The sequence below is a fragment of the Nostoc sp. genome, from assembly GCF_036917675.1.
Lineage (GTDB): Bacteria > Cyanobacteriota > Cyanobacteriia > Cyanobacteriales > Nostocaceae > Nostoc.
The window spans coordinates 178,292-204,992 of record NZ_JBALCT010000064.1 but is presented as its reverse complement, the minus strand read 5'-3'; the positions used below and the strand labels follow the sequence as shown (position 1 = coordinate 204,992).

Genomic DNA, 26,701 nt, shown 5'->3' with positions numbered 1-26,701 from the left:
TGGGTATTAGTTATTCCCTCACACTCCTTAACTCCAAACTCCTAACTCCTAACTTCTAACTCCTAACTCATGACAAATTCGCAACTTTTGCCCTATGCAATTAAAATTCAACATAAGAGATAGCATCAACAATCATGTAATTAATTAGATGAATTCGGGACAGCCATTAGGTTCGGTTATTCAAGGTTCTCTGACTGAAGGGTTAGAAGTTCGATTGCATCCTGATATATCTGTGGAAGATATGCGGGTGGGTAAGTTTCTCGTTGTGCAAGGGATGCGATCGCGTTTTTTTTGTATGCTGACAGATGTAGCATTGGGAGCTGCTAATGCACGAATTACTGCTAATCCCCCCAATTGGGAAGACACTTTTTTACGAGATGTTTTAGCCGGAAGTGGTATATACGGTACTATCAACCTCGCGCCGATGTTGATGTTCACTCCCGAATCTGAAGAATCTTTTTCTCCAACAAATGGCAAATCGACAAATCCCTTCGTCCCATCAATCACGGGTTTAGCTTCATTTGTGCCACAAACCAGCACGACGATGGAATTGTTGCCTGTTAAAACTATTCCTAGCCACTTTAGTCAAGTTTACGATGCAAGTGTTGACGATTTTCGCCGCGTATTTGGCTGGGAAGATGACCCCCAAAGGCGCAATTTTTCCATCGGGAAACCTTTGGATATGGATGTGCCTGTTTGTATCGATTTAAACCGCTTTGTGGAACGGAGTAATGGAATTTTTGGGAAATCTGGTACTGGTAAATCCTTTCTAACACGGTTAATTTTAGCTGGGGTTATCCGTAAAAATGCCGCAGTAAATTTGATTTTTGATATGCACTCTGAGTATGGCTGGGAAGCAGTGGCAGAAGGTAAAAACGTCAGTACTGTTAAGGGCTTAAAGCAACTTTTTCCTAGTAAGGTAGAAGTTTACACCCTCGATCCAGAATCAACAAAACGCCGGGGTGTGCGTGATGCTCAAGAACTTTATTTGAGTTACGAGCAAATTGAAGTTGAAGATATTAAGTTATGTAGTCGAGATTTAGGGCTTTCGGATGCAGCCTTGGATAACGCCAATATTCTATTTAGTGAGTTTGGCAAGTCTTGGATTGTCCAGTTGCTGAATATGACTAATGAAGAAATTGAGATGTTCTGCGACGAGAAGCGGGGACACAAAGGCTCGATTATGGCATTGCAGCGCAAACTATTGCGGATGGATAGTTTGAAGTATATGCGAGCGGTTTGCCCCCAGAATTACATTAGTAAAATTGTTCAGTGCCTGGAATCTGGGAAGAATGTTGTAATCGAATTTGGTTCCCAGTCTAATATGCTCTCTTATATGTTGGTGACGAATATGATCACCCGCCGTATTCATGAGCATTACGTCAAGAAAGCCGATAAATTTTTACAGAGCAAAAATCCTTGCGATCGCCCCACGCCATTGATGATTACCATTGAAGAGGCGCACCGTTTCCTTGACCCAGGAGTGGTACAAAGTACTATCTTCGGGACTATTGCCCGTGAACTGCGGAAGTATTTTGTCACACTTTTGGTAGTTGATCAACGTCCATCAGGCATAGATAATGAAGTTATGTCCCAGATTGGAACTCGCATTACCGCTTTGCTGAATGATGAAAAAGACATTGACGCGATTTTCACCGGTGTATCTGGTGGTAGTGGACTGCGATCGGTGCTGGCAAAGTTAGACTCCAAGCAACAAGCCTTAATATTGGGTCACGCCGTCCCGATGCCAGTAGTAGTACGTACCCGTCCTTACGACGCAACTTTTTACGAAGAAATTGGTGAGCCAGCCTGGGAAGAAAAACCTGACGCAGAAGTATTCGCTGCTGCTGAACTAGCCAAGGCTGACCTGGGATTCTAGATAGTCATTTGTCAGTTGTCATTTGTCATTGGTTAAATGATGAGTCATAACCAATGCCCAATGCCCAATGCCCCATGCCCCATGCCCAATTCGTGACATCCCTCCATCGTCACAGCAAATTAAGTTCGGTTATCCCGCTAGTTTTGGCAACAGAAGAGGGGTTTTTCGCGTCACTATAGATATAGTCAGTAATTTCAAGGAGGTTTAATTTTTCTTTGCAAATGAGCAATTTGGAATTATAATTATATGCTTTATCTGAAGATACTTTACTATTTGCCTGATTTATCGTAATATAAAGCTAAGTAGAACTCATACCGACTTCGGATTTTCGATATACTGTCAGTAACTGCTCAAGATACAAATTCTCAAAAATAACCAGCGTGCTTATAAGAGATTGAAAATTTAGGGAAGGTAGGGGAACCTATCATTCGGGGCTTACCGTCTTAAAAACGGCTGTATCAATTGATAATTGCTTTTGGTAGCTCCCGATATTTAGTGATAGATGTACTACCCTTATCCATTGATTTTAGTAAGAAAATATACATTGTGTTTACGGAGTAGAGGATAACGCATCAATGCCTACTGTCAACACCCAAACGGAAAACCTCAACACCAAATTCACGGTTGATATGGTGCGAACCTATCTGCGGGAAATTGGTCGTGTACCACTGCTAACCCGTGAACAAGAAATTGTCTATGGCAAGCAGGTGCAACAAATGATGACGCTCATCGATGCCAAGGAAGCTTTGGCGAAGAAGCTGCACCGGGAACCGAATATGTCAGAGTGGGCTGACCTGGTTGAACAATCGGAAACGGAAGTACAACAAACGGTGGCGCAAGGTAAGCGGGCAAAGCAAAAAATGATCGAAGCGAATTTGCGCTTGGTGGTTGCTATTGCCAAAAAATACCAAAAGCGGAATATGGAATTTCTGGATTTAATCCAGGAAGGAACACTAGGATTAGAGCGGGGTGTAGAGAAATTTGACCCAATGAGGGGTTATAAGTTCTCGACTTACGCTTACTGGTGGATTCGCCAAGCAATTACCCGCGCGATCGCCCAACAAGGTCGCACCATCCGCTTACCGATCCACATTACCGAGAAACTGAATAAAATCAAAAAAGTGCAGCGCGAGTTGGCTCAAAGCTTGGGGCGATCGCCGACTCCAGCCGAAATTGCCAAAGAACTGGAACTAGAACCTGCTCAGATCCGCGAGTACCTGAATATGGCGCGTCAACCAGTCTCTTTGGATGTGCGAGTTGGCGAGAACCAGGATACTGAGTTGCAAGAAATGCTCGAAGATGATGGACCATCACCAGAGTATTACACCAACCAGGAATTCTTACGCCAAGACTTGAACAACCTGCTAGCCGAACTAACCCCGCAACAGCGAGAAGTTGTAGCCTTACGCTTTGGTTTAGAGGATGGTAACGAAATGTCATTGGCGAAAGTGGGTGAGAGATTGAGTCTCAGCCGTGAACGCGTCCGTCAGTTAGAGCATCAAGCTTTGGCTCATCTGCGTCGCCGCCGCGCCAATGTCCAAGAATACGTTGCTAGCTAAATGTAGAGACGTAGCATTGCTACGTCTCCATAAGGTGATGCGCCTCCTGAATTCAGGGGGCGATTTTTTTATGCCGACAACCAGGAAAATATTTGGATTTCGCTGTAGTAGTGGAGTTTAATTTGTGATTAACCTCATCCAATGAGATGAATCTATTAGATAAAGAATAAATACTCTAACTGATGGTAATCTAAGATTGTTGAACTAAATTAAATAAAAACTTTAGTTTTTGACAGTTTTATTTTTTGGACAATAGTAATATTAAGTCGTTAACAAAGTCTTTGACAATTAAGACTTGGTTATAGTTTAAGTAAGTTCTAAAGAACTTAGTTTATTTTTTAACAGGAGAAGTAGGGTGCTTAACAACCTTCATCAGTTATTATCTCCCCGTCAGTGGGGAATTTCCCTCGCGGGCTTAGGCTTACTTCTCGGTTTGGGCTTTATAGCCAAGCAAACTCAAGTAGTATCAGTTACAAATTCTCCATTATCATCGGCTCAGATTCAGAAAACCTCTGAACCCTCTCTTCTATCGCAGCTAAGAAGAGTTCGAGAGCAGAGAAGTCAACTTAATAGGGCTTCTGGAGATCGGTGGCTTTTTGCCCATAACAACGGAAAAACAGTACCTACAACCACCGCGCTGGTTCCAGATTCTCAGGAAGCTACAAAAGGCGCAGGAGTTTTACCAAAAGCGAATTTTCCTGAAAAAGATGGGGTTTATCTCTATGGTCAATCCCCAAAACCAAACCAAGTTGGTCAAGGTTACATCATATTTCAAAAGCAGCAGGACAAGGTAACGGGTGCATTGTATATGCCCGAATCAGAGTTTAATTGTTTTCAGGGTACACTCAACCCATCAGGAGAGTTGGCGATGACGGTTAATGGTTCAGCAAATGAAGCCAGAACTAATCAGTCGAATCAGGTAGCTACAAGCAGTACACTGCCTAAGGTCGGTGAAGATGAGTCAAGCAGTTATGCTTACTCATTGGCTCTGCAAGACTTTCATCGGTTAGATTCTATCAGTGCTAGCGATCGCCGCACATTGCAAATGTGCAAATAATCTCCAATAGTTATCTACACAAAGCGAGTCTAAGATAAATAAATTCCAAAGATTGATGATGAATGATGAATTTTTGAATACTTTCATAAATCGTCATTTATCATTACCTAATCTATTGCCTTGTTTTGAATTCATTAGTAATTTGTGACACCTCAAAATCACCTCCATTAACCCGGCAATGGAAATCTATAGAGGCAGCAACCGACTGATCTTTAATTTTTATTTAACGCGATGCAACTTATTCTTGGAACCCCACTTCCATTCCTCTCCCCCAAAGGGAGAGAGGCTTTGATTCTTGCTCCCCTTCCCTCGCTCTTAAGGGGCTGGGGGTTAGGTTTGAAATAAAGTCGCACACGGCGCTATTTAGGAACGTGAATTAAATAAAATGCAAAACTTCATCCTGTCTCAAGCTTCCCTCTCCAATATATCGGAGAGGGATTGGGGGTGAGGTAAGCCAGGGACATAAATTGTATGTTATTTAATTCTTATTCCTTAGTAAGCTAATGAGCATTTAAGTTGATTTAATACTCAATTCCTGGTTGCGCCTTCACACCTTGATCCCGGAAAGGGTGCTTAACTAAGGTCATTTCGGTTACGAGGTCAGCACGCTCAATTAAAGCAGCCGGTGCGCCTCTCCCTGTGAGAATAACGTGTTTGTTAGCTGGTTTTTCCGCCAAACCCGCTAAAACGTCTTCTACTGGTAAGTAAGCCATTTTGAGGGCGATATTGATTTCATCTAACAATACCAGATGAAAGTCTGGGTTGCGGATGTATTCTAATGATTTCTCCCAGGCGGCGCTAGCTTTGTCGAGATCGCGATCGCGATCTTGAGTTTCCCAGGTAAAGCCTTCGCCCATTGCGTGAAATTCTATCTGGTCTTCCCAATAGCTGAAAACCCTTTTTTCTGAAGGTTCCCAGCTACCTTTGATGAATTGTACGATCGCTACTTTATACCCGTGACCGAGCGATCGTAACACCATCCCCAAAGCCGCAGTGGTTTTACCCTTGCCGTTACCAGTATTTACAATAATTAACCCTTTTTCTGGTACAGCTTCTGCTATGCGCTTGTCTTGCACTTCTTTGCGTCGCTGCATCTTTTTGCGGTACTGTTCATCAGTCAGAGATGAAGACATAACTTCATCAATCAAGCGCCCAATCTCTTGGTCTGGGTTCAATTCTTTTGGTGTATCGTTTGTCATCAACTTTGTGTGCAAATAACTGTTAAAACTTTCGATAATGAACTGAAATTCAGTTTATTCTCTGATTTTACTGAAATTACATAATTGAATATATCCAGTAATATTTTACGGAAAAATCTTGATACCGTGTTGGCTTTTTTAACATCATTGGCAGTCAAGTAAGTAAAACTCTATGATATACAAACTAAGTTTATAATTTGAGTTCAATATTGCTATTTTAAATAATTTAATAGGTTTAATAGGTTTATTAAATCCGGATGAGTGATGCAGGAATATCGTTGCGACACATTCAGGAGATATCTGGACATCGCACTTTGGCAGCTTTGGAACGTTATCTGGGTGTCACCGAGAAGCAGAAGCAAAACGCTATCTCTCCCTTGGACGGACTATGACAACATTCTTACGGGGGGAAGAAGGGGCAGGGAGAAAGCAACCAGCCAAAAATTAGTAAGTAGACATCTCCGAAAAAGAATCTAAAACCTTTATCCTGTCTTGGTGAAAACCTAATTTCTAGGCTCTTGCGTACTTAACGTGCTAAATTAATAGGATAATGCCAAGAAAGTAAAGCTCTAATCTCAAAATTACGAAAGTTTTTAAATCCAAATCCACTTCGCTTTATTAACTTCAATTTATTATTGATTCCTTCCACTACTCCACTAGTAGTCCTTCGTTCAAAATATCCAATTATTTCTCCAAACCACCGTTTAATTGTCTGCACACTTTTTTGATAATATGGTTCAGCTTTCTTTAACCAATCGATTAATTCTAGCATTCCCGTTTCCAGATATTTATTGTCTTCAAATAAATTGTGAAAATCTTCTTTCAAGGAATGCATTCTAGCTATTAAAAAAGAAGCTTCTCTAATTTTATCTAATTTATCTTTTGGCTTTTCTGTGAGCGATCGCTCTAATTCATATAGGACTTACGCACAAGTTACGGAATAACGAACCACAGAGGCGCAGAGGACACAGAGAAATCAGAGTTTGAGAGATATTTTGCGTAAGTCCTATCATATTTCTATTCTGCAACGCCACTTTTTTGTTTGCTCGTACTGCATTGCACAATTGAATCAAGCGACAAAACTTTTTATCTTACCATAAAATGATTTTGCAAGAAGTCTAATAGTCTGCTTATTTCTGCCGTGCTGTACTAAGCTGTTCGTCATCTAGTTTTACAAGGCAATGTAAAGCAGCAAACGGTTTCAGGCGCTAAATTATCAAATTTAGATGCGCGTCAGCTTCGCATCATGATCCGGCAGTATGGTTTCTACGTCACGCAGCGTGCGGAAAGCATATCCACTTAAGCCAATAAGTAACATACCTAACGAAGAGATGAGGTACAAAACTGCCATCCCCGAACCTTTTCCCGTGCCGAATATCCAGCCTAATATGGGTGCAAAACTACCATCTGGCATCATTGCAGGTTCAAAAATGTAGTCGGCTAATGGGCCAGCTATCAAGTAAGCAACTGTTGAAGCAACCAACGTTACAACCTTTAGGGTCGCAAAAACACGTCCTTGAATCTGAGGATTAACCTTAGCTAGCCAGATAGCATCATAGGAACTGCCAAGCATGGGAAAATTGAGAGATGAACAGAATTGTGCTGGAATCCAAATCAATGGTGTCTTAGCTATACCAAAGACAATTTTGCCCAAACCAACACCTATCATACCAAGTAGCACCCCATCTATACGACGCTTGAAACCACCCCAGGTATTGATAAGCAATACCCCAACTATTCCACCAATTCCTCCTGCTGAGGCTAAAGTGCCTAACACCTTAGCGTCATTGCCAGTTAGCGCTAGAACCATCGGTGAATAGATTGAGCCTCCAATGTCATAGGCAAATGTAAATACAAATGTTAACACTAACATGGCAAGCAAACTTGGACGTACAGCAATGTAATGCCAAGCAAAGTAAATCTCCTGCTTCCAATTTGTGAAACTTTGAGTGTTTACTGTTGTCATACTAGGTTGTGGGATACGTACTCCCAAAACTGTGGTGACAGCGAATACAAAAGTCATAATATCGATAATTAATATCCCAACAATCCCAATAACTGAGTAGAGGATGCCTGCTAGTGTTGGCGCGATGATACTAGAACCGTAATCAGCTAAAAATCTCAGACTGCTAACACGACTGTAGTGCTGCTTGGGCATCATGGTAGATATGGATGTTGAGTAAGCCAGTTCTTGAACTACCTCAAAAATACCTCGGATAGCGACAGCTAAATATAAATGCCATAATTGCAGATGACTAGTTGAATAAAGTAGTAAGACAGCGATCGCTAACATACCACTCACTGTATCCCCAACTATCATCAGATATTTACGGTTCCAACGATCTACAATAAGTCCAGCTATAGGAGCAATCAACGCTTGTGGCAGTTGTGCAAACAAACCAAACAACGCTATTGCTGTCACCTGATGCGTTAGTTCCCACACCCAGATAGTGAATGCGAAGCCAGTCATCCCACTACCAATAATAGAAACGGTTTGACCAAGCCAAATAATAATGAAGATACGCACTTGTATGAGTCTTAGATTATAGGTTTGTGGTGGTTGGCAGTCAATGCACTTTTAGGTATAGAGTAGAAGTTTTTTCTCTGTAGCCAGTACCCAGTGACCTTTTCGGTCAATTAAGCTTGACGATTCTTTGATAGTTCTATTACCTGATTGTGGCGGACAGATTTTTCACGGTAACGATATCGATACATGACAAAGCCAGTAATTAAAAGAATGGTAGGACTAAGACCAACAAAAACGTAAAGAATGCGGCTGCTTAATCCCCAAAATATCCCATAGTGTAAATACTCAAAGGCAGAGAATACACTGTCTGCAAGTGGTAATTTAAGACTATTGACTACGCGCAATACCTTACCACTATACTGATCTAGATAAACTCCGCTTTCTCCGTAAAACATAATTTCATGATTTTGACGTTTGCGGATGTAGACTGGATCTTCTGGTTTGCTAGTAATGCTGACTGAAAATGTCGCTGCATTAGGAAAAATAGTTCGGGAAATTTGCAGTAATTGAGACAGCTTTAAAGGAGCTTGATTAGGAATAGGTTTGGAGGTTAATTCAGGTGGTTGAGAAGTAAAAGTAACTGCGTAAATTACAGGATATGACCAATCAGAGAAATTCCAGCAAAAACCTGTAAAAGCAGTTAAGGCAAGAAAGATTGCGGTAAGAATTCCCGCTCCCTTGTGAATATCAAAATTAACTCGTTTGGGATGGCCATTCCACTTGATTTTGAATCCAGCCATTAGCTTGCGCCAACCTGGCCATAATATTAATCCTGTGACACACAAGATGAATAACAATAGCCCGCTAATACCAATGATGATTTCTCCATTTCTACCTAGTAATAGACCATAGTGGAGTTTAAGAACAATCCTTTCAAAGCTAGAATCGGATTCATTCCAATATATTACTGCACCAGTATAGGGATGAATGAATATCCGAGTGAATTGAAACTTTGCATCAAAAAGACCGACTTCATAAGGCGAGTCAGGAGTAGGAGGCAACCTAATTCCATCTAATTTGAGATCGGGACGATTGGCACTCACAGACTTGGCTGTTTTTAAAACAGCATCAATCGAAACCATTTGTTCTTGAGGCACTATAGACCTAACTTGCTGGGCAATTAGAAACTGCCCAATTTCCGGCTTAAATACTAAAAGGCTGCCTGTCAAACCGACAAAAGCTATTAATAGCCCTACAGCTAAACCTATATAGCGATGGAGGATAAAGGCTATGTCACGGAATTTACGCGATCTCATGATAGATACTTTTTGATGAATCTAAAAATTAGAACTTGACTGAGAATGTTCCCAAAACTGTGAACGGTGCGCCAGGAGCAAGCAAAAAACCTGAAGAATCATAGTAACGGGTATCAAGTAAGTTTTTGAAGTTGAGACCAATTTGATAATTGTCTCGCCGATAGAAAATAGTGGCATCTGTTCTAACGAAGGAAGGAATTGTAATAGTATTTGGTAAAGTAGCCTCGCGATCGCCTACAAAAAATACTCCCCCACCAAAACCTAACCCCTGCAAATTACCTGTTTGAATTTGGTAGGTTGTCCACAAACTAGCACTATTCCTTGGTGCATTCACTAATCTGTCACCAACTGGTAAGCTATTATCTTCACTCACATAGGCATCGTTATGAGAATAAGAAGCGATCACATTCCAACCAGGTAAAATCTCTCCAGCTATATCTACTTCAAGACCTCGGCTCTTGACTTCTCCAGCAGCAATAGAAAATGGAGATCCAAGATTATTCAAGTCGCTCGTCGCTACGTTATTCTTAGTAATTTCATAAGCTGCTAATGTCGCCGTCAGCTTGCCATCTAAAAACTCACCTTTAACTCCTACTTCGTATTGCGTAGCAGTTTCTGGTTCTAATGGCCGCCCGCCCACAGCTATTGCAGATTCATTTGGTTTAAAAGCACGAGTGTAACTAGCATAAAGAGACAAATCTTTAGTTGGTTGATAAACTAAACCAACTCGTGGGGAAAAATTCTCATAATAACGCTCTGTGATTTGAGTCTCCACACCATTAATAGTATCAGGCTGAAATTCGTCTTTAAAATTGATAAAATCCAATCTTCCACCCAGCAATATTTTGAAATTGGGTAGTAATGCCACTTGATCTTGAAAGTAAAGGCCTACCCGATATGTATTATTTTCATCTTGAAATCCTTCTTCAAAGGTAGTTGGAGTTGCTGCACCATATACTGGATTCAAAATGTTAAGAGATGGTACGTTATAAGAAATTTGAAATGGATAGCCAGAAACAGTTCTACCTAGTTCAAAACCTAATAGCAATTCATGTCCAATTGAGCCAGTATTAAATTTTCCGATTAAGTCATTTTGCCAAGAATAATTTCTAGAGTAATCACCTACTTTGTTGTATCTCCTGGCAACAGTGTGACCATCCGCGTCAAAGGGATTTTCAAAATCAACTGGCTGAAAGTTGGAACGTGCTGTATCAACAGTTTGCACAGAAACCGCGCTGCGGAATCGCCAATCTTGACTGAACCGATGATCCAAAGCAACATTTACCCGATTGGCAAAGAGTTTATAGCGATCGCTTGGCTCACCAAAGTTGAAACTAATTGGCAAATCAAAGGATCTTGTGATTGGTGGTAAACCCCTGTCATAGGATTGGTTGAGGTTAAGGTATTCATACTGCAAATCTAAATTTGTGCTCCCGCTTAACTTGACGCTTAAGCTGGGAGCAAAAGTATAAAGCTCCTTAAAAGCGAAATCTCGGAATCCACCAGAGTTTTCGTAGGCACCAATAAAGCGATACAAAATATTGTTATCTGGCGTGAGTGGCCCAGAAATATCTATTTCTGGTCGATAGTAACTATAGCTACCCGCAGAAAATGTTGCGGAGTAATAAGGTTGGTTAAGTGGCTGTTTAGTGATGTAATTAACAATACCCCCAGGCTCTAGTTGTCCATACAGTACTGAGGCCGGACCTTTGAGAACTTCTATCCTTTCTATAGTCGAAGTGTCAGTAAATCCTGTGAAACTATCTTGTCTAAAACCATTTCTGAGGTTGGCATTGGTATCAAATCCTCGAATGGTATAGGTATCAGTGCCGGCGTAATCTGTTTTTACTGTGACACCACTGACGTTACGCAAAACTTCTGCAACCCTTTGTACTTTTTGATCCTCAATCACCTGTCGAGGAATTACCTGAATTGCTTGGGGAATCTCTAGTAGAGGTGTATCGGTTTTAGTTGCAGTACTTGCATCGGGAACTCTGTATCCTGAATCTTGCGAACCTGTCACCACCAATTCAATGGGGTCATCAGCTTGAACGGTTGGTTGTTCGGGTGGTGTTTCAGTAGTAGGCTGGTCTGGTTGTGGTGGTGTGGAAGAAGCTGCACTAGCCACGCTCAAAATCAAACCTTCGTCAGGACTGTCAAACAACTCTACAGTCGGTACACTCGCTTCACCAATCACTGTCACTCGGATAGTATTGGCATCAAAGTTTGTCACCGTGATCTCGGTAATCCCTGCAACTGGCCGAGCCGAGCGAAATATGAATGCATCGCCATTAGCTAGGCGTAGTTGGGCGTTGGGAATGTCAGCGATAAAATTATTGCCCGAACTGCGGTTTACTAGTTGTAATTTTTCACCAAGGGAAGTCTGTAAAATCACTTCCACACCCTTAGCGGTGGGATTAGCCTTAACTGCACTCACTGGTACAATTTGCGTTGCACCCCCTTGGCTAAGTTGTGGTGGTTGTCGAAGTATCTCTGCACTCTTGTCAGGATGCACTAGTTCACTGATTTGCTGAATCTCTCTGATTGGTTCGACAGTGAATGGTTGATTGGAATTAGCATCTGTTGGAGTTGATTTCGGATGCTCTGATACACCTATCCCTACTTCTTCACTTCTAGCAGCAGTTGTGCTCAACACAGTCAAAGAGCTTGTTAATAACAGGTAGGGAAGCAATTTTTTCAGTTTCATTCCAATTCAGATCCTCACGGTCTACTAATACCCTTAAGGGTTTAATAGAAAATTTTTTCATTCTAAATCTGAAATTAAACTATTTTAGCCATAAAGTAAAGTGAGAATATATTGCAATATATTTGACAGTCTTTATCAAGTTTTTTAGTCTCCTAAAGCCACAAAATAGTTAGTCTCTTGAGCAGATGTACTCAAATTGATACATTTATAAGATAAATACCGCTAGAGAAAATGTTCTCCTAATCAATATTTGCAAGACTTTAAAATACTTTTATAAATAAGCTTAGGTATATTATTATGCAGCGACATGAACAAGAATTCATCTGAATCCATTGGTGTCAACTAAAGCTGAAAGCTTCGAGAGATTCTCTCGTTCCCAGTCTGAGACTGGGAATGGCCTAATGAGAGGGCTGCCGCCTCAAGACTTGCGGCAGAGCCGCTTTTGACTTGCATTTCCAGCCTGAGACTGGAAACGAGGTTTTAATGGGATTTGGGCTTAAGTTGACACCTATGATCAGTATATTGTCCTTACGATGGTTTGTATTCTGCCCGCTTAAAAACTGCTGTACTTACTGCGATCGCTGACCAGAAACCAGCTTAATCTATTGCAAAGAGGGTTTTTTAACAAAAGCTAATGTTTTGACATAAATAGATAAGTATTACCTATCAATGGCTAGTTGCATAAAGGCGTACTCTCCTCTAAAGTAAGCAAAGTAGTTGAAAAAAGCTCTCAATAAAATTACTAAAAGTTTATTGAGGTGAGATTTGCAATAGCGTATAGTATTCCGCTAAGGATTCGGACTATAACCCGTTTTTTTAATTACGAATTACATTAGCGCAGCGTAAAGCCTGCGGCATGGCAACTCTTAGAGACGCTACGCGAACGCTTAGAGCTAGTCCGCGTACCCCTCCGGGGATCTTGCTAGCAAGAGCGTCTCGTAGAGAGCGTCATTACCAATTACGAATTAGTATTTAAACAAGAGTGCATCTAGTTCTGGAAAGTCAAATGGCTATACAAATCAAGAACTTCAAAGAAATTGACCGTAACTTGACGGTTGTTGATCTTCTGCATCAAAGAAGCTTGACGCAGCCAGATACAATTGCTTTCACCTTCCTTGAAGATGGAGAAACACAACAATCAACACTGACTTATCAACAACTGGTGAAGCGCTCTTGTGCGATCGCATCTCAACTCCAAGCTTTAAACTTAAAGGGAGAACGAGCCTTATTACTTTATCCACCTGGACTAGATTACTTAACTGCTTTTTTTGGTTGTCTATACGCTGGAGTTGTTGCAGTTCCGGCTTATCCACCTCGTAATCAACGCAAAACACCCAGGATAAGCGCTATTACTATAGATGCACAACCTAGCATTGCTCTGACTACAACAGCGATGCTCCCGACATTACAATCCATATTTGCACAAACAACAAACCTAGAAAGTCTCCACTGGTTGACTACAGACGATATAGCGCCAGGTCTAGAAGATGCTTGGCAACAACCTAAAATCAATCTAGATACCTTAGCTTTTCTGCAATATACATCAGGTTCTACAGGCACACCAAAGGGAGTCATGCTCAGTCACGGCAATTTGGTCCACAACGCCGCCATGACTTACCAAATTATGGAACATTCTCCTAGTAGTAAATTTGTTTCCTGGCTACCTGTCTACCATGATATGGGGTTGATTGGTGGCATTTTGCAACCTTTGTATGGGGGATTTCCTTGCATCTTGATGTCTCCCACAGCTTTTTTACAACGACCTTATCGCTGGTTGCAGGCAATTTCTCAGCACAGAGGTACTACTAGTGGGAGTCCTAACTTTGCTTATGAATTGTGCATTCAAAAGATTACCCCTGAACAAAAACAAACCCTTGATTTAAGTAGCTGGAGTGTTGCTTTTAATGGGGCTGAACCCATCCGGCAGGATACATTAAAACGGTTTGCAGACGCTTTTACAGAGTGTGGCTTTCGTCCTGAAGCATTTTACCCCTGTTACGGGATGGCAGAAGCAACCCTAATGATTACTGGCGGGATAAAGAAAGCTTTACCTCCTGGCAAAACAGTTGCAAAATCTGCACTTTCTAGAAACCAGGTTGTTGAAGCAAATATTGATAGTGAAGATAGTCAAAGTTTTGTCAGTTGTGGTCAAACTTTACCACAACAACAAATTGCGATCGCACACCCAGAGACTCTTACCCGTTGTCAACCTAACGAAGTTGGAGAAATTTGGGTATCAGGCCCTAGTGTTGGAAAAGGTTATTGGCATCGGCAAGAAGAGACAGAGCAAATATTCCACGCCTATCTTCAAGACACAGGAGTTAGCACCCCATCAGGGTCATTTTTACGGACTGGTGACTTAGGCTTTTTGCACAATGGAGAACTCTTCCTTACAGGTAGAGCCAAAGATTTAATTATCATCAGAGGTCGTAATCTCTACCCACAAGACATCGAACTAACTACAGAACGCAGCTATTCATCATTGCGGTTAAGTAGCTGTGCAGCTTTTGCAGTAGAAGTTGCTCATGAAGAACGGCTAATAATAGTGCAGGAATTGGAGTTTCGTGCCAAACCAAATTTTGAAGAAGTTACTGCCGCAATTCGTCAGGCGGTTACAGAAGCATATGAGGTGCAAGTATATGCAGTAGTACTAATCAAACCAGGTAGTATTCCCAAAACTTCTAGCGGTAAAATTCAACGCCGGGCAACAAAAGCAAATTTTTTGGCAAACAAGCTGGAAGTTATCAGCCAGAGTATCCTCCATAGTGCAGATGACCTTGATAACGAGACGAATCTGAGCCGTGAAGCAATTATGGCAACAGCACCAGAAGCACGCCTACCATTGCTGATATCTTACTTACAAAAACAAATTGCTCAGATATTAAAAGTTGCAGTTTCCCAAGTGAAACCAGAGCAACCACTAAATACCTTGGGACTGGATTCCCTAATAGTCTTCGATTTAAAAAATCGAATTCAGGTAGATTTTGGGGTAACAATATCCGTCGAAGATTTTTTCCAAGATGCTAGTGTAATTCTGCTGGCAATGCAAATACTTCCTCAATTAACAACTACAAAACCCTCAGAACCACCGTTACAGCCCATTCCTCGTAATCAAGAACTACCCTTGTGTCTGTCCCAAGAACGCTTGTGGTTTCTTAACCAGTTAGAACCTCATAATCCCTTCTACAATGTTCCCATTGCAGTGTGTTTAACTGGGAAGCTTCACCTGGCAACATTAGAACAAAGTCTTAACGAAGTCGTGCAGCGTCACGAAGCCTTGCGAACTAGCTTTTCATCTGTCAAAGGGCGACCAATTCAGGTGATTAGCCCAAATGTTAAGTTGGCACTACCAGTTTTGGAATTACCAGAAGCAACTGTAGCTGAGGCTTTGCGCGTCGCCACCGAGTTCGCGCAAAAACCCTTTGATTTATCACAGGCGCCACTGCTACGAGTTCAACTTCTGTATCTAAAATCAGAGGAGCATATATTGCTCTTGACCATGCACCATATTATTGCGGATGGTTGGTCTATTGGTATTCTGATTCAAGAACTAGCAACGATTTATCAAGCTATTTCTCATGGCTTACCCTCTCTGCGAGACGCTACGCGAACACCACTTCTTGAACTTCCCATTCAGTACGCAGATTTTGCTGATTGGCAGAGAAAATGGCTGCAAGGAGAGATTCTTCATACCCAACTTGATTACTGGAAACAGCAGTTAAGTGGTAATCTATCAGTACTGCAACTGACTACAGACAGACCCCGACCAGCTATACAAACCTTCACTGGGAAAAAGCAATTTCTAGCATTTCCTAAAGCTCTAAGTGAGGCAGTAAAAGAATTAAATCAGCGAGAGGGTGTCACTCAGTTTATGACACTCATCGCAGTATTCAAGACGTTGTTGTACTGTTATACAAACCAACAGGAAATTTTAGTTGGTTCACCTGTAGCAGGTCGCACCAGAGCAGAAACTCAAGGGCTAATAGGGTTTTTTATCAATACCCTGGTGCTGCGTACCAACCTATCGGGTAATCCAAGTTTTCGGACGTTGTTAGCGCGAGTCCGCGAAGTAGCTTTGGGCGCTTACGCTCATCAAGAATTGCCCTTTGAAAAGTTAGTGGAAGAATTGCAACCGGAGCGGGACTTAAGCCGCAATCCGTTGTTTCAAGTGATGTTTATTCTGCAAAATGCTCCCATTCCATCTATAGAGCTTCCAGAACTAACTCTGCATCCTCTAGAGGTTGATAGCGGCACATCCAAGTTTGATTTGAAATTCACCATTTGGGAAGGTGCAGAAGGTTTTAAAGGCTCATTGGAGTACAAAACAGACTTGTTTGATGACAAGACTATTGCGCGAATGATTGCTCATTTTGAAATTCTGCTACGTAATGTTGTTGAACAGCCAGATATTAAATTGAACGAATTAGAAAAAATCCTTGCAAAGGATGACATAAAACAACAGTTAACAAAAGAGCAAAAACTTGAGTACATCTCTACCCAAAAGCTAAAGCTAATAAAGCGTAAGCTTATTAACGGAGGATAGATAAATGAGTTATATAAAATAGTATGCTTTTAAAGCTTGCTGTAATGGCTATAAATTCAATATTCTGATTTCGTGCAGTACAAAATAAATGATAAGATGTATGAAGGTTTTCTTAGAGACAGAGCGTTTAATTCTACGACAGTTTACAGAAAAAGATGCTGAGAACTTGTTTGAATTAGATAGCGATCCTGATGTGCTCCGTTTTACAACAAATTTAGGTCAGCCCACTCCATATATAGTCATTCAAACTCAAATTCTGCCTGAATATTTTGCATACTATGAAAAATACGATGGTTACGGTTGCTGGGCAGCAATTGAAAAGTCAAGCAAAGCATTCATTGGCTGGTTTCTCTTTAGACCTATAATACACGCCTCTTACTTCAATCCTAAATTGGCTAACTCTACTGATGTTGAGATAGGATATCGGTTACGAAAAGCCTCTTGGGGAAAAGGTTATGCAACTGAAGGGGTTAAAGCACTGATTTTCAAGGGTTTATCAGAGTTAGGGACAAAACGTATTTTGGCTTGTGCTTTTGCAGTAAATACGGCTTCTATCCGAGTTATGGAAAAAGCAGGCTTAAAACTTAAGGAGAGATTATTTTCTGAGGAAATTGCTCAAGAAGCTGTACTTTATGAGCTAAATAAAAGCTGAATAAGTTAAACTAATAAAATAAATTATGGAAAACCAAAATTTTGCTTACTAGGCTTAGTTGAAATTGTAGATATAAAAGTAGAGAATTGACAGAATACAAACGTAAATTAAAACGTTCAATATAAGATGTTAAAATAGTACATTGACTAACATTTAGACTGATGAAAAAAAAATGAGTTAAATAAAATAATTTTGTGTCAAAATATCTCGGATGATTCATATTTTATTTTGATTTAGCAATGCCAAACTAAAAGATGTTTATGAAATTACAATACTTGCAGAAAACAAATTATGCAAATCCCAGACTCCTCACAAATGAGCCTCCATCAAATCAGGTCTAAAAGACGGCAAAGTGTTAATTTATCGCAGGTAGAATTAATAGAAGCGATACCTCTTTTACCTAACAATTCTTTACCATTGCTGTTACAGCCTACCGTAAAAGAAATTAATTTAGTTATATGGGCGGCGAGTAATCGGGAGTTGATTACAAATCATCTATTTAAGCATGGAGGAATTTTGTTTCGGAATTTTCTGGTGAAGAACTACCTGGAGTTTGAGCAGTTTATCAAAAGCGTGACTGGAGAGTTGCTGGAATATCGCGATCGCTCTTCACCACGCAGTCCAATCCAAGGTAATATTTATACTTCAACTGATTATCCTGCCAACTCCAGTATTTTTCTGCATAGCGAACTTTCTTACGCCAAAACCTGGCCTTTAAAGATTTTCTTTTTTTGCATTCAGCCTGCACAACAAGGAGGAGAAACACCAATTGCAGACACTCGCAAATTGTTGCAACGGATTGATGGTAAGATTTGCGATCGCTTCAGTCAAAAAGGAGTCATGTACGTTCGTAACTTTGGCGACGGCTTTGGCTTACCTTGGCAAACAGTTTTTCAAACAACCAATCCAGCCGAGGTAGAAGCATTTTGTCGTAGCAATGGCATTGAGTTCGAGTGGAAAGAGGGTAATCGCTTGAGAACCCGTCAAGTTCGTCAGGCGGTTGCTACACACCCACAAACAAATGAACTAGTGTGGTTTAATCACGCTGCCTTCTTTCATATCTCAACTTTGGAAGCAAGCATCCGCGAACCATTATTAGCAGAGTTTCCAGAATCAGATTTGCCTCACAATACTTATTATGGTGATGGTTCAGCAATTGAACCTGCTGTGCTAGATGAAATTCGCTCTGCTTACCAACAAGAAATGGTTATTTTTCCGTGGCAAGCTGGAGATATTTTAATGCTTGACAATATGCTCACAGCACATGGACGGATGCCATTTATGGGAGTGCGAAAAGTTGTAGTGGGAATGGCTGAAGAATTTAGTAATTAAGATATTTAGTGCCAAGTATAGAGAATTACAATGCTAGAGGAAATGCAAGGTTTTCGACTCTCACCCCAGCAAAAACATCTGTGGCAATTACAAGAAATTGATAACCTTCCCTATCGTTCTCAGTGTGCTGTCTTGATTGAGGGAGATTTAGATGTCAACATCTTGAAATTAGTCTTAGATAAAGTTGTCAATCGTTATGAAATCCTCCGTACAAACTTTCATTCTTTGCCTGGAATGACTATCCCATTGCAGGTAATTGGGAAGCAGAAAATCAGTTTGGATAGGACTTACGATTTGAGCAGTTTGACATCTCAAGAGCAGGAAGACTCGCTGACAGCATTATTTAATCAAGTCAGTCAACAGCCTTTTGACTTGGTACAGGATTCTCCTTTGCAGCTATCTTTAGTGACTTTAGCGGCATCCAAGTATGTATTAATTTTGAGCTTACCAGCGCTTTGTGCAGATATTGCTACACTGAAAATTTTGGTGCAAGAAATTAGTCAGTCTTATGCAGCTTGGTTGCAGGTGGAAGAATTAGATAACGAACCATTGCAATATGCAGACCTAGCTGAATGGCAAAATGAATTGCTGGAAGGAGAAGAGACAGAAGCTGGTAGAGACTATTGGCAAAAACAAGATATTTCGTTGAATTTGCAAGGATTAAAACTTCCTTTTGAAAAGCGAAGTATTGACGAATTAATATTTAAACCGCAAATGCAAACTTTTGCGATCGCTCCTGAATTAATAAAACAAATTGACATCATAACTCAACATAAAAATGCTTCAATCTTGGAGTTTTTATTAGCTTGCTGGCAGGTATTAAATTGGCGTTTAGCCAAGCAAGAAAATCTCACAATAGGCATAGCTTTTGCTGGGAGAAAATATGAAGATTTAGAGATATGTGTCGGGCTAATTGGTAAATATTTACCGTTAAGTATTAATGTAGAAGTAACATCTAAAATTCCAGATTTTATATATAAAAATAACGAAGTAATTCAGCAGTTAGAGAAATTACAAGATTATTTTAACTGGGAACAGGTGGCAGCATTAATACCAAATACCTTACGCTTTTTCCCGCTTTGCTTTGAATTTGAGGAACAGCCAGCTAAGTATATAGGTGCTGATGTATCGTTTACCATTTATCAGCAGTATGCCTGTATTGAGCGGTTCACATTAAAGCTTTCTTGCCTGCGTCAGGATGATGCATTAACAGCAGCATTGCACTACGACTCTAGCGTATTCCAGGCAGAAGACATTAAACGCTTGATAGAGCAATTTCAGACTTTGTTGGCTAGTGCGATCGCTAATCCAGATGCGACAATCAGTGAGTTGGAAATTCTCAGTCAAATTGAAAGACAACAACTGCTATGTGAGGTAAATAATAATCAGCGCGATTATCCACAAACCAAGTGTATTCACCAACTGTTTGAAGAACAGGTACAAAAAACACCTGATAACATTGCCGTTGTCTTTGAAGACGAACAACTCACCTATGCACAGTTGAACAGCAAAGTCAATCAACTAGCTCACTACTTGCAGCAACAAGGAGTTAACGCGGAAGTTGTAGTTGGACTTTGCACAGAGCGATCGCTAGAAATGATCATTGGATTATTAGGAATCCTCAAAGCTGGTGGCGCATACTTACCGCTAGATCCAACTTGGCCACAGGCAAGTCTAAACTTACGCTTGCAAAATATTCAGACAGATATCATCTTGACACAACAGCGCTGGCTAGATATTTTGCCAACAGATGTAGCCAAGATAATCTGTTTAGATACAGATTGGGAAGTTATTGCTCAAAATAAAGATACGAATCCCAGCAGTAAAGCGACACCTGAGAATCTAGTCTATGTACTATTTACCTCTGGTTCTACAGGTAAACCGAAGGGAGTTGCGATCGCACATCAACAACTTCTTAATTACGTCAATGCCATTATAGATAGATTAAACTTGCCTACTGGCATCAACTTCGCCACTGTTTCCACCTTAGCTGCCGATTTGGGTAACACCGTTATCTTCCCTGCTCTTTGTACAGGAGGATGTCTGCATCTAATATCTTATGAGCGTGCTACTGACTCAGCAGCCTTGGCAGAATACTGTGACAAACATCCGATCGATTGTCTTAAAATTGTTCCCTCTCATCTAGCCTCTCTTTTGGCATCTTCTTGGGCTAAGTTAATCTTGCCCCGTCAGCGATTGATCCTGGGTGGTGAGGTTGCTAGTTGGCAGTTGATCGAGCAGATTCAGCAGTATGCCCCAGATTGCCTAATCTTCAATCACTACGGTCCCACAGAAGCTTGTGTAGGTGTGTGTACCTTAGAGATTGTGCCTGGGCAAGTGGAGCGTCATTTGGCAGCAACAGTTCCCCTCGGTCGGTCAATTGCTAACACCCAGATATATATCCTAGAAGAAAACCACAAACTAGCTCCCATAGGAGTGAAAGGCGAAATCTACATTGGTGGTGCGGGTCTGGCTCGATGCTATCTCAATCAGCCAGACCAAACGGCTTTGAAGTTTATTCCCCATCCCTACAATGACGTACCGGGAGCGCGACTTTACAAAACTGGTGACTTAGGTCGTTATCTGTCAAACGGCACGATTGAATTTCTTGGTCGCATCGACAACCAAGTTAAGATTCGGGGTTTCCGCATCGAACTGGGCGAAATTGAAGCCGTATTAAATCAGCATCCTAATGTGTGGGAGGTTGTAGTTTTAGTAAGAGAATCAGAGTCTGGGCAGAAATATCTCGCAGCTTTTGTTGTACCTTCGGAGGAATCCCCTTGCTTTATCAATGAACTGCGTGGCTATGTTCGGGAGAAACTGCCTGAGTATATGCTACCTTCAACCTTTATCATCCTCAAGGCACTACCATTAACTCGCAACGGCAAGATAGACCGTCAGGCGTTGCTAGAACTAAACCCCGTGCGCCCTGAATTAGAAACGAGTTTGGCAACTCCTCGCACACCAGTTGAAGAAGTACTAGCGGGAATTTGGATTGAGCTGCTTGGTATTGAGCGTGTAGGCATCCACAATAACTTTTTTGATTTGGGAGGACATTCGTTACTAGCTACACAAGTTGTTTCCCAAGTGCGCGAAGCCTTCCAAGTAGAGATGCGGTTACGTAGTTTATTTGAAACACCTACAATAGCCGGACTTGCGGAACTGATTGAAACGGCAATGAGGAGGGGGGAGAAATTAGAAATTTCACCAATTGAGCGCGTTCCGAGGAACGAAGCATTGCCTTTATCCTTTGCCCAGCAAAGATTGTGGTTCCTTGACCAATTAGATCCGAGCAATCCTTTTTACAACATTTCCAGTGCAATTCTACTCAAAGGCTCACTCAATGTCCCAATTCTAGAGCAGAGCTTTCAGGAAATTGTGCAACGCCATGAAGCTTTGCGAACTAGTTTTGTCAACGTTAATGGGGAACCAGTGCAAGTTATTACGCCAGCAGTCAACATCACCTTGCCAGTGGTGGATCTTCAAAAATTATCTTCAGAGGAACGAGAGGCAAAGACTCGACGACTGACTAATTTACACGCACGGCATTCTTTTGACTTGACCCAAAGTCCATTGCTACAAACCACCCTCTTGCAACTGGCAGAGGATGAGCATATTTTGCTGTTCACTATCCACCACATTGTTGCTGATGCTTGGTCAGCAGGGGTGCTGATTAGGGAAGTGGCTGCCCTCTATGAATCATTCTCTACTGGCAAATTTTCACCACTGCCCGATTTGCCCATTCAATATGCAGACTTTACCATTTGGCAACGAGAGTGGCTGCAAACAGAAGTACGTTCTTCTCAGATGGCTTACTGGAAACAGCAGTTAGGTGGGGATTTACCAGTGCTGCAACTCCCAAGCGAGCGATCGCGCCCAGCTATCCAAACCTTTAGAGGCAAAAAGCAGTCGTGGACTCTCTCCCCAACTCTCTCCCAAGCGCTCAAGTCAATTTCGCAACGGGAAGCAGTTACCCTGTTCATGACAATGCTTGCAGCATTTAAAACCTTGCTGTATCGCTATACAAGTCAAACCGATATCCTCGTCGGCTCTGCGATCGCCAACCGTAACCGCAGTGAGATAGAACGACTAATCGGCTTTTTTGTCAATACCCTTGTTTTACGTACCGACTTATCAGGGAATCCGAGTTTTAGAGAATTGCTGCGGCGAATTCGGGAGGTAACACTAGATGCTTATGCTCACCAAGATTTGCCCTTTGAGCAGCTAGTAGCTGAGTTGCAGCCAGACCGCAACCTGGGACACACGCCGCTATTTCAAGTGATGTTCGTGTTCCAGAATGCTCCAATGGAAACACTGAAGCTTTCAGGATTGAGTCTCACTCCGGTGGAAGTAGACACTGAAATAGCCAAGTTTGATTTAACTCTGTCACTGACTGATACTGCACAAGGATTAATCGGGGTGTTCGAGTACAACACCGATTTATTCTCTTCAGCTGCGATCGCTCGGATGCAAGGGCATTTCCAAACCTTGCTGGAAGGAATTGTTGCCAATCCAGATCAGCAGCTATCAGACTTGCCAATTTTGACGCAGGCTGAACAACAGCAACTACTAGTAGATTGGAACGATTCACAAGCTGATTATCCCAAAGTTTCTATCCACCAGCTATTTGAGGCGCAGGTAGAGCGATCGCCAGATGCTGTAGCAGTAGTTTTTGAAGACCAGCAACTCACCTACCAACAGCTAAATACCCGTGCAAATCAGCTAGCACACCATTTACAAACATTGGGTGTGGGAAAAGAAACGCTAGTAGGAATTTGTGTAGAGCGATCGCTCCTAATGATGGTTGGATTATTGGGCATCCTGAAAGCCGGTGGTGCATACTTACCACTTGATCCAGCCTATCCTGCTGAACGCCTCGCATTCATGCTAGAAGATGCCCAAGTTTCAGTGCTGCTAACTCAACAGAATTTACTTGCAGCGTTGCCACAACATCAAGCTCAGGTAGTATGTCTGGAGGAAATTCCCGAAGGTAGTGCTGACAATCCCATTAATAATGCTACTGCTGACAACTTGGCTTATGTGATTTATACCTCCGGCTCTACTGGTCAACCAAAAGGAGTGCAGATTACCCACAGCGCTGTCGTTAACTTCTTAAGTTCGATGCGCTTGAATCCTGGGCTGACTCAGCAAGATATCCTCCTCTCTGTCACCACATTATCCTTTGATATTGCCGCACTAGAACTATACCTACCATTAATTGTTGGCGCTCGTTTGGTAATAGTCAGCCGTCAAGTGGCCACTGATGCCACGCAGTTGTTAGAACAGCTAGTTTCTTGTGGTACTACAGTTATGCAAGCTACGCCAGCTACCTGGAGGCTGCTGCTGGCTGCTGGGTGGCAGGGTAGTAGGCAATTAAAAATTCTTTGTGGCGGTGAAGCCCTCGATCGCAGTCTTGCGGATCAGTTGCTCAAAGGAGGTTGCCAAGTGTGGAATTTATACGGGCCAACAGAAACCACTATTTGGTCAGCTATTCATAAGGTAGAGAAGATAGAGCGAGAAGATGGCATAGTCTCTATCGGTCGCCCCATTGCCAACACACAATTCTATATCCTAGATGCAGCGCAGAAACTAGTTCCTGTGGGAATTCCTGGTGAGTTGCATATTGGTGGTGCTGGGTTAGCCCGTGGTTATCTTCAGCGAGGAGAACTCACAGCCGAGAAGTTCATCTCGCACCCCTTTCAAAGCAGCAGGGGAGTGAAAGAAGAACAATTTTCAAATTGCGATCGCCAAGCGTGTGCGAAGCACTCTCGCCTTTACAAAACTGGGGACTTGGTTCGCTACCAAGCCGACGGAAGCATAGAGTTCTTAGGACGCATTGATCATCAGGTAAAAGTTCGGGGCTTCCGGATCGAACTCGGAGAAATTGAAGCGTTATTGAACCAACATCCAGGGGTGCAGACAAGTGTAGTTGTGGCTCGGGGTGATGAACCTAGCGATCGGCGTTTGGTAGCTTATGTAATTATCCAGCCAGATCAGGTAGTGGCAATTACTGAACTGAGCCGCTTCCTGGAGAAGAAACTACCTAGTTATATGATCCCCAGAGCCTTTGTGATTCTGGAAGCACTACCCCTGACACCTAATGGTAAAATAGACCGCCGTGCCTTGCCTGCACCTAATACAGATATACTCCATCTCGAAGGATCTGCGATCGCACCTCGCGATCCAGTTGAGGAGGTATTAGCCGGGATTTGGCAAGAAGTCCTGGGTGTGCAAATCTTTAGTATCTCCAACAATTTCTTTGAGTTAGGCGGACATTCATTATTAGCAACCAGAGTTATTTCTCGTGTGGGGAAAACTTTTGAGGTTGATGTACCTCTACGTCGCTTATTTGAGTCACCAACGGTAGCTGGACTAGCCGCACAAATTCACAAGGCAATGAAAGCAGAAATAGTCAGAGAGATTCCTCCCATCCAGCGCGTTCACCGAGATGGTAATTTACCCCTATCCTTTGCACAGCAGCGTCTTTGGTTCCTCGAACAGTTCCAACCTGGTAGTACTATCTACAACTTATCGGCAGTAGTACAACTGACTGGTAGCTTGAATGTAATCGCCTTAGAGCAAAGCGTTAATGAAATTATCAAGCGTCATGAAATATTGCGAACCACCTTTAGTAAGCTGAATGGGCAAACAGTTCAAGAAATTCATGACAAATACGATTTGAAATTGGCGATCGTCGATTTAACAACAATCCAAAATTCAGCTTCAGAAATCGTCCAAAATCTGATCCTTGAAGAGCAGCAAAGACCATTCCATTTAAGTAATGGTTCGTTATTACGAGCTAGCTTACTAAAATTGGCAAAAACCGAACATATCTTGTTGTTCACGATGCACCACATCGTTTCTGATGGTTGGTCAATGGGTGTAATTACTCAAGAAATCATACCTTTGTATACAGCGTTTGCTACTGGAGAGGTTGCTACACTCCCAGATTTACCTATTCAGTATGCAGACTTTGCTGTTTGGCAACGAAAGTGGTTGCAGGGTGAGGTATTACAAACCCAACTCGACTATTGGCAGCAGCAATTAAAAAACCTACCTATTCTAGAATTACCTACGGACTTTCCCCGACCACCGCAGCGAACTTTCCGAGGAGCAAAACAAACTCTGATATTACCAAAGAGTTTATCCCAAGCTGTTAAACAATTGAGTACCAATACTGGCGTAACGTTGTTTATGACTCTGTTAACTGGATTTCAGACTCTACTGCATTACTACACAAATCAGGATGATATTGTGGTCGGTACTGATGTTGCCAACCGCAATCACGCAGAGACAGAAACATTAATTGGATTTTTTGTCAATCAATTGGTGTTACGTACTGATATGGCAGGAAATCCCAGTTTTCGGGAGTTGCTAGAGAGAGTACGCGATCGCACTTTATCAGCTTATACATACCAAGATTTGCCCTTTGACAAATTAGTAGAAGCACTCAATCCAGAACGCGATTTAAGTCGTTCACCTTTGTTCCAAGTGAAATGTATTCTCCAAAATGCCCCAATGCCACCCCTAGAATTGCCAGGGTTAACACTCAGCATCTTAGATGTTGAGAAAAAAGTTGCAGAGTTTGACTTACTCTTAGTAGTGACAGATACAGAGCAAGGACTAATTGCAGATTTGAAATACAATACAGATTTGTTTAAGGCTGCTACTGTATCCCAAATATTGAAAAATCTGGAAATAATTATGAGTCACATTGTGTCACAGCCTGATGTCAAACTGCATGAATTAAAAGCAATACTTATTGAAGCAGACAACCAACAACATCTTGTTAAAGAGCAAGAGTATCAAAAGACTCTCCAACAGAATTTAATGAACATTAAGCCAAGGTCTAAGTAAGAGTAATACCAATTTCAAAAAAGAATGCGACAAATAGACCATCTGTAGAGACGCGATTCATCGCGTCTTCATCCAAGGATATATTGCAATCATTAATTGAATTGGTATAAATTTGCGAATTTTAAGCATCAAA

The 26,701-nt window shown here is 41.7% G+C and carries 12 protein-coding genes and 1 pseudogene; 8 read left to right on the top strand and 5 right to left on the bottom strand.

Features of this window, described 5'->3' with window-relative positions:
* Window positions 1-148: 148 nt before the first annotated feature.
* From V7K31_RS24610 to V7K31_RS24600, 3 genes are all read left to right on the top strand, one after another.
* Window positions 149-1,879, top strand: coding sequence for an ATP-binding protein (locus V7K31_RS24610; RefSeq protein ID WP_335097523.1), 1,731 nt, complete (start codon window positions 149-151; stop codon window positions 1,877-1,879).
* Between the two features lie 575 nt (window positions 1,880-2,454).
* Window positions 2,455-3,438, top strand: coding sequence for an RNA polymerase sigma factor, RpoD/SigA family (locus V7K31_RS24605; protein ID WP_335097521.1), 984 nt, complete (start codon window positions 2,455-2,457; stop codon window positions 3,436-3,438).
* A gap of 355 nt (window positions 3,439-3,793) precedes the next feature.
* Complete coding sequence (locus V7K31_RS24600) at window positions 3,794-4,495, top strand: hypothetical protein (RefSeq protein ID WP_335097520.1); 702 nt, start codon at window positions 3,794-3,796, stop codon at window positions 4,493-4,495.
* 521 nt (window positions 4,496-5,016) lie between these two features.
* On the opposite strand, the gene cobO is transcribed toward V7K31_RS24600, so the two are convergent.
* Window positions 5,017-5,694: a cob(I)yrinic acid a,c-diamide adenosyltransferase gene (cobO, locus tag V7K31_RS24595; RefSeq protein WP_335097519.1), complete on the bottom strand. Its 678-nt coding sequence runs from the start codon at window positions 5,692-5,694 to the stop codon at window positions 5,017-5,019.
* A gap of 257 nt (window positions 5,695-5,951) precedes the next feature.
* Between cobO and V7K31_RS24590 the strand changes: the two genes are divergently transcribed.
* A complete protein-coding gene (locus V7K31_RS24590; protein WP_335097517.1) occupies window positions 5,952-6,086 on the top strand; it encodes an integrase in 135 nt (44 codons plus the stop codon).
* Window positions 6,087-6,220: 134 nt separating this feature from the next.
* Here the strand turns inward: V7K31_RS24590 and V7K31_RS24585 are convergent.
* From V7K31_RS24585 to V7K31_RS24570, 4 genes and pseudogenes are all read right to left on the bottom strand, one after another.
* Window positions 6,221-6,613: pseudogene (locus V7K31_RS24585) on the bottom strand (ISL3 family transposase); the annotation flags it as partial.
* Between the two features lie 303 nt (window positions 6,614-6,916).
* Window positions 6,917-8,221, bottom strand: coding sequence for an MFS transporter (locus V7K31_RS24580; RefSeq protein ID WP_335097515.1), 1,305 nt, complete (start codon window positions 8,219-8,221; stop codon window positions 6,917-6,919).
* A gap of 110 nt (window positions 8,222-8,331) precedes the next feature.
* Complete coding sequence (locus V7K31_RS24575; RefSeq protein WP_335097512.1) at window positions 8,332-9,477, bottom strand: PepSY-associated TM helix domain-containing protein; 1,146 nt, start codon at window positions 9,475-9,477, stop codon at window positions 8,332-8,334.
* 28 nt (window positions 9,478-9,505) lie between these two features.
* Window positions 9,506-12,184, bottom strand: a complete 2,679-nt coding sequence (locus tag V7K31_RS24570; protein ID WP_335097510.1) for a TonB-dependent siderophore receptor — start codon at window positions 12,182-12,184, stop codon at window positions 9,506-9,508.
* 1,006 nt (window positions 12,185-13,190) lie between these two features.
* Here V7K31_RS24570 and V7K31_RS24565 point away from each other — a divergent pair.
* The 4 genes from V7K31_RS24565 (at window position 13,191) to V7K31_RS24550 (ending at window position 26,568) form a co-directional block, all read left to right on the top strand.
* The gene (locus V7K31_RS24565) at window positions 13,191-16,727 is read left to right on the top strand and encodes a condensation domain-containing protein (RefSeq protein ID WP_335097508.1); all 3,537 of its coding nucleotides are present in this window, start codon (window positions 13,191-13,193) and stop codon (window positions 16,725-16,727) included.
* Window positions 16,728-16,827: 100 nt separating this feature from the next.
* Window positions 16,828-17,379 (top strand): GNAT family N-acetyltransferase, encoded by a 552-nt coding sequence (locus V7K31_RS24560; protein ID WP_335097505.1) that lies wholly within the window; start codon window positions 16,828-16,830, stop codon window positions 17,377-17,379.
* 291 nt (window positions 17,380-17,670) lie between these two features.
* Window positions 17,671-18,711, top strand: coding sequence for a TauD/TfdA family dioxygenase (locus V7K31_RS24555; protein WP_335097503.1), 1,041 nt, complete (start codon window positions 17,671-17,673; stop codon window positions 18,709-18,711).
* Window positions 18,712-18,741: 30 nt separating this feature from the next.
* The gene (locus V7K31_RS24550) at window positions 18,742-26,568 is read left to right on the top strand and encodes an amino acid adenylation domain-containing protein (protein WP_335097501.1); all 7,827 of its coding nucleotides are present in this window, start codon (window positions 18,742-18,744) and stop codon (window positions 26,566-26,568) included.
* Window positions 26,569-26,701: the final 133 nt, after the last annotated feature.

Coding starts and splice junctions, on each gene's coding strand:
- V7K31_RS24570 (WP_335097510.1), bottom strand. CDS start 12,184: ATGAAACTGAAAAAATTGCTTCCCTACCTGTTATTAACAAGCTCTTTG.
- cobO (WP_335097519.1), bottom strand. CDS start 5,694: ATGACAAACGATACACCAAAAGAATTGAACCCAGACCAAGAGATTGGG.
- V7K31_RS24610 (WP_335097523.1), top strand. CDS start 149: ATGAATTCGGGACAGCCATTAGGTTCGGTTATTCAAGGTTCTCTGACT.
- V7K31_RS24590 (WP_335097517.1), top strand. CDS start 5,952: ATGAGTGATGCAGGAATATCGTTGCGACACATTCAGGAGATATCTGGA.
- V7K31_RS24565 (WP_335097508.1), top strand. CDS start 13,191: ATGGCTATACAAATCAAGAACTTCAAAGAAATTGACCGTAACTTGACG.
- V7K31_RS24575 (WP_335097512.1), bottom strand. CDS start 9,477: ATGAGATCGCGTAAATTCCGTGACATAGCCTTTATCCTCCATCGCTAT.
- V7K31_RS24550 (WP_335097501.1), top strand. CDS start 18,742: ATGCTAGAGGAAATGCAAGGTTTTCGACTCTCACCCCAGCAAAAACAT.
- V7K31_RS24605 (WP_335097521.1), top strand. CDS start 2,455: ATGCCTACTGTCAACACCCAAACGGAAAACCTCAACACCAAATTCACG.
- V7K31_RS24555 (WP_335097503.1), top strand. CDS start 17,671: ATGCAAATCCCAGACTCCTCACAAATGAGCCTCCATCAAATCAGGTCT.
- V7K31_RS24560 (WP_335097505.1), top strand. CDS start 16,828: ATGAAGGTTTTCTTAGAGACAGAGCGTTTAATTCTACGACAGTTTACA.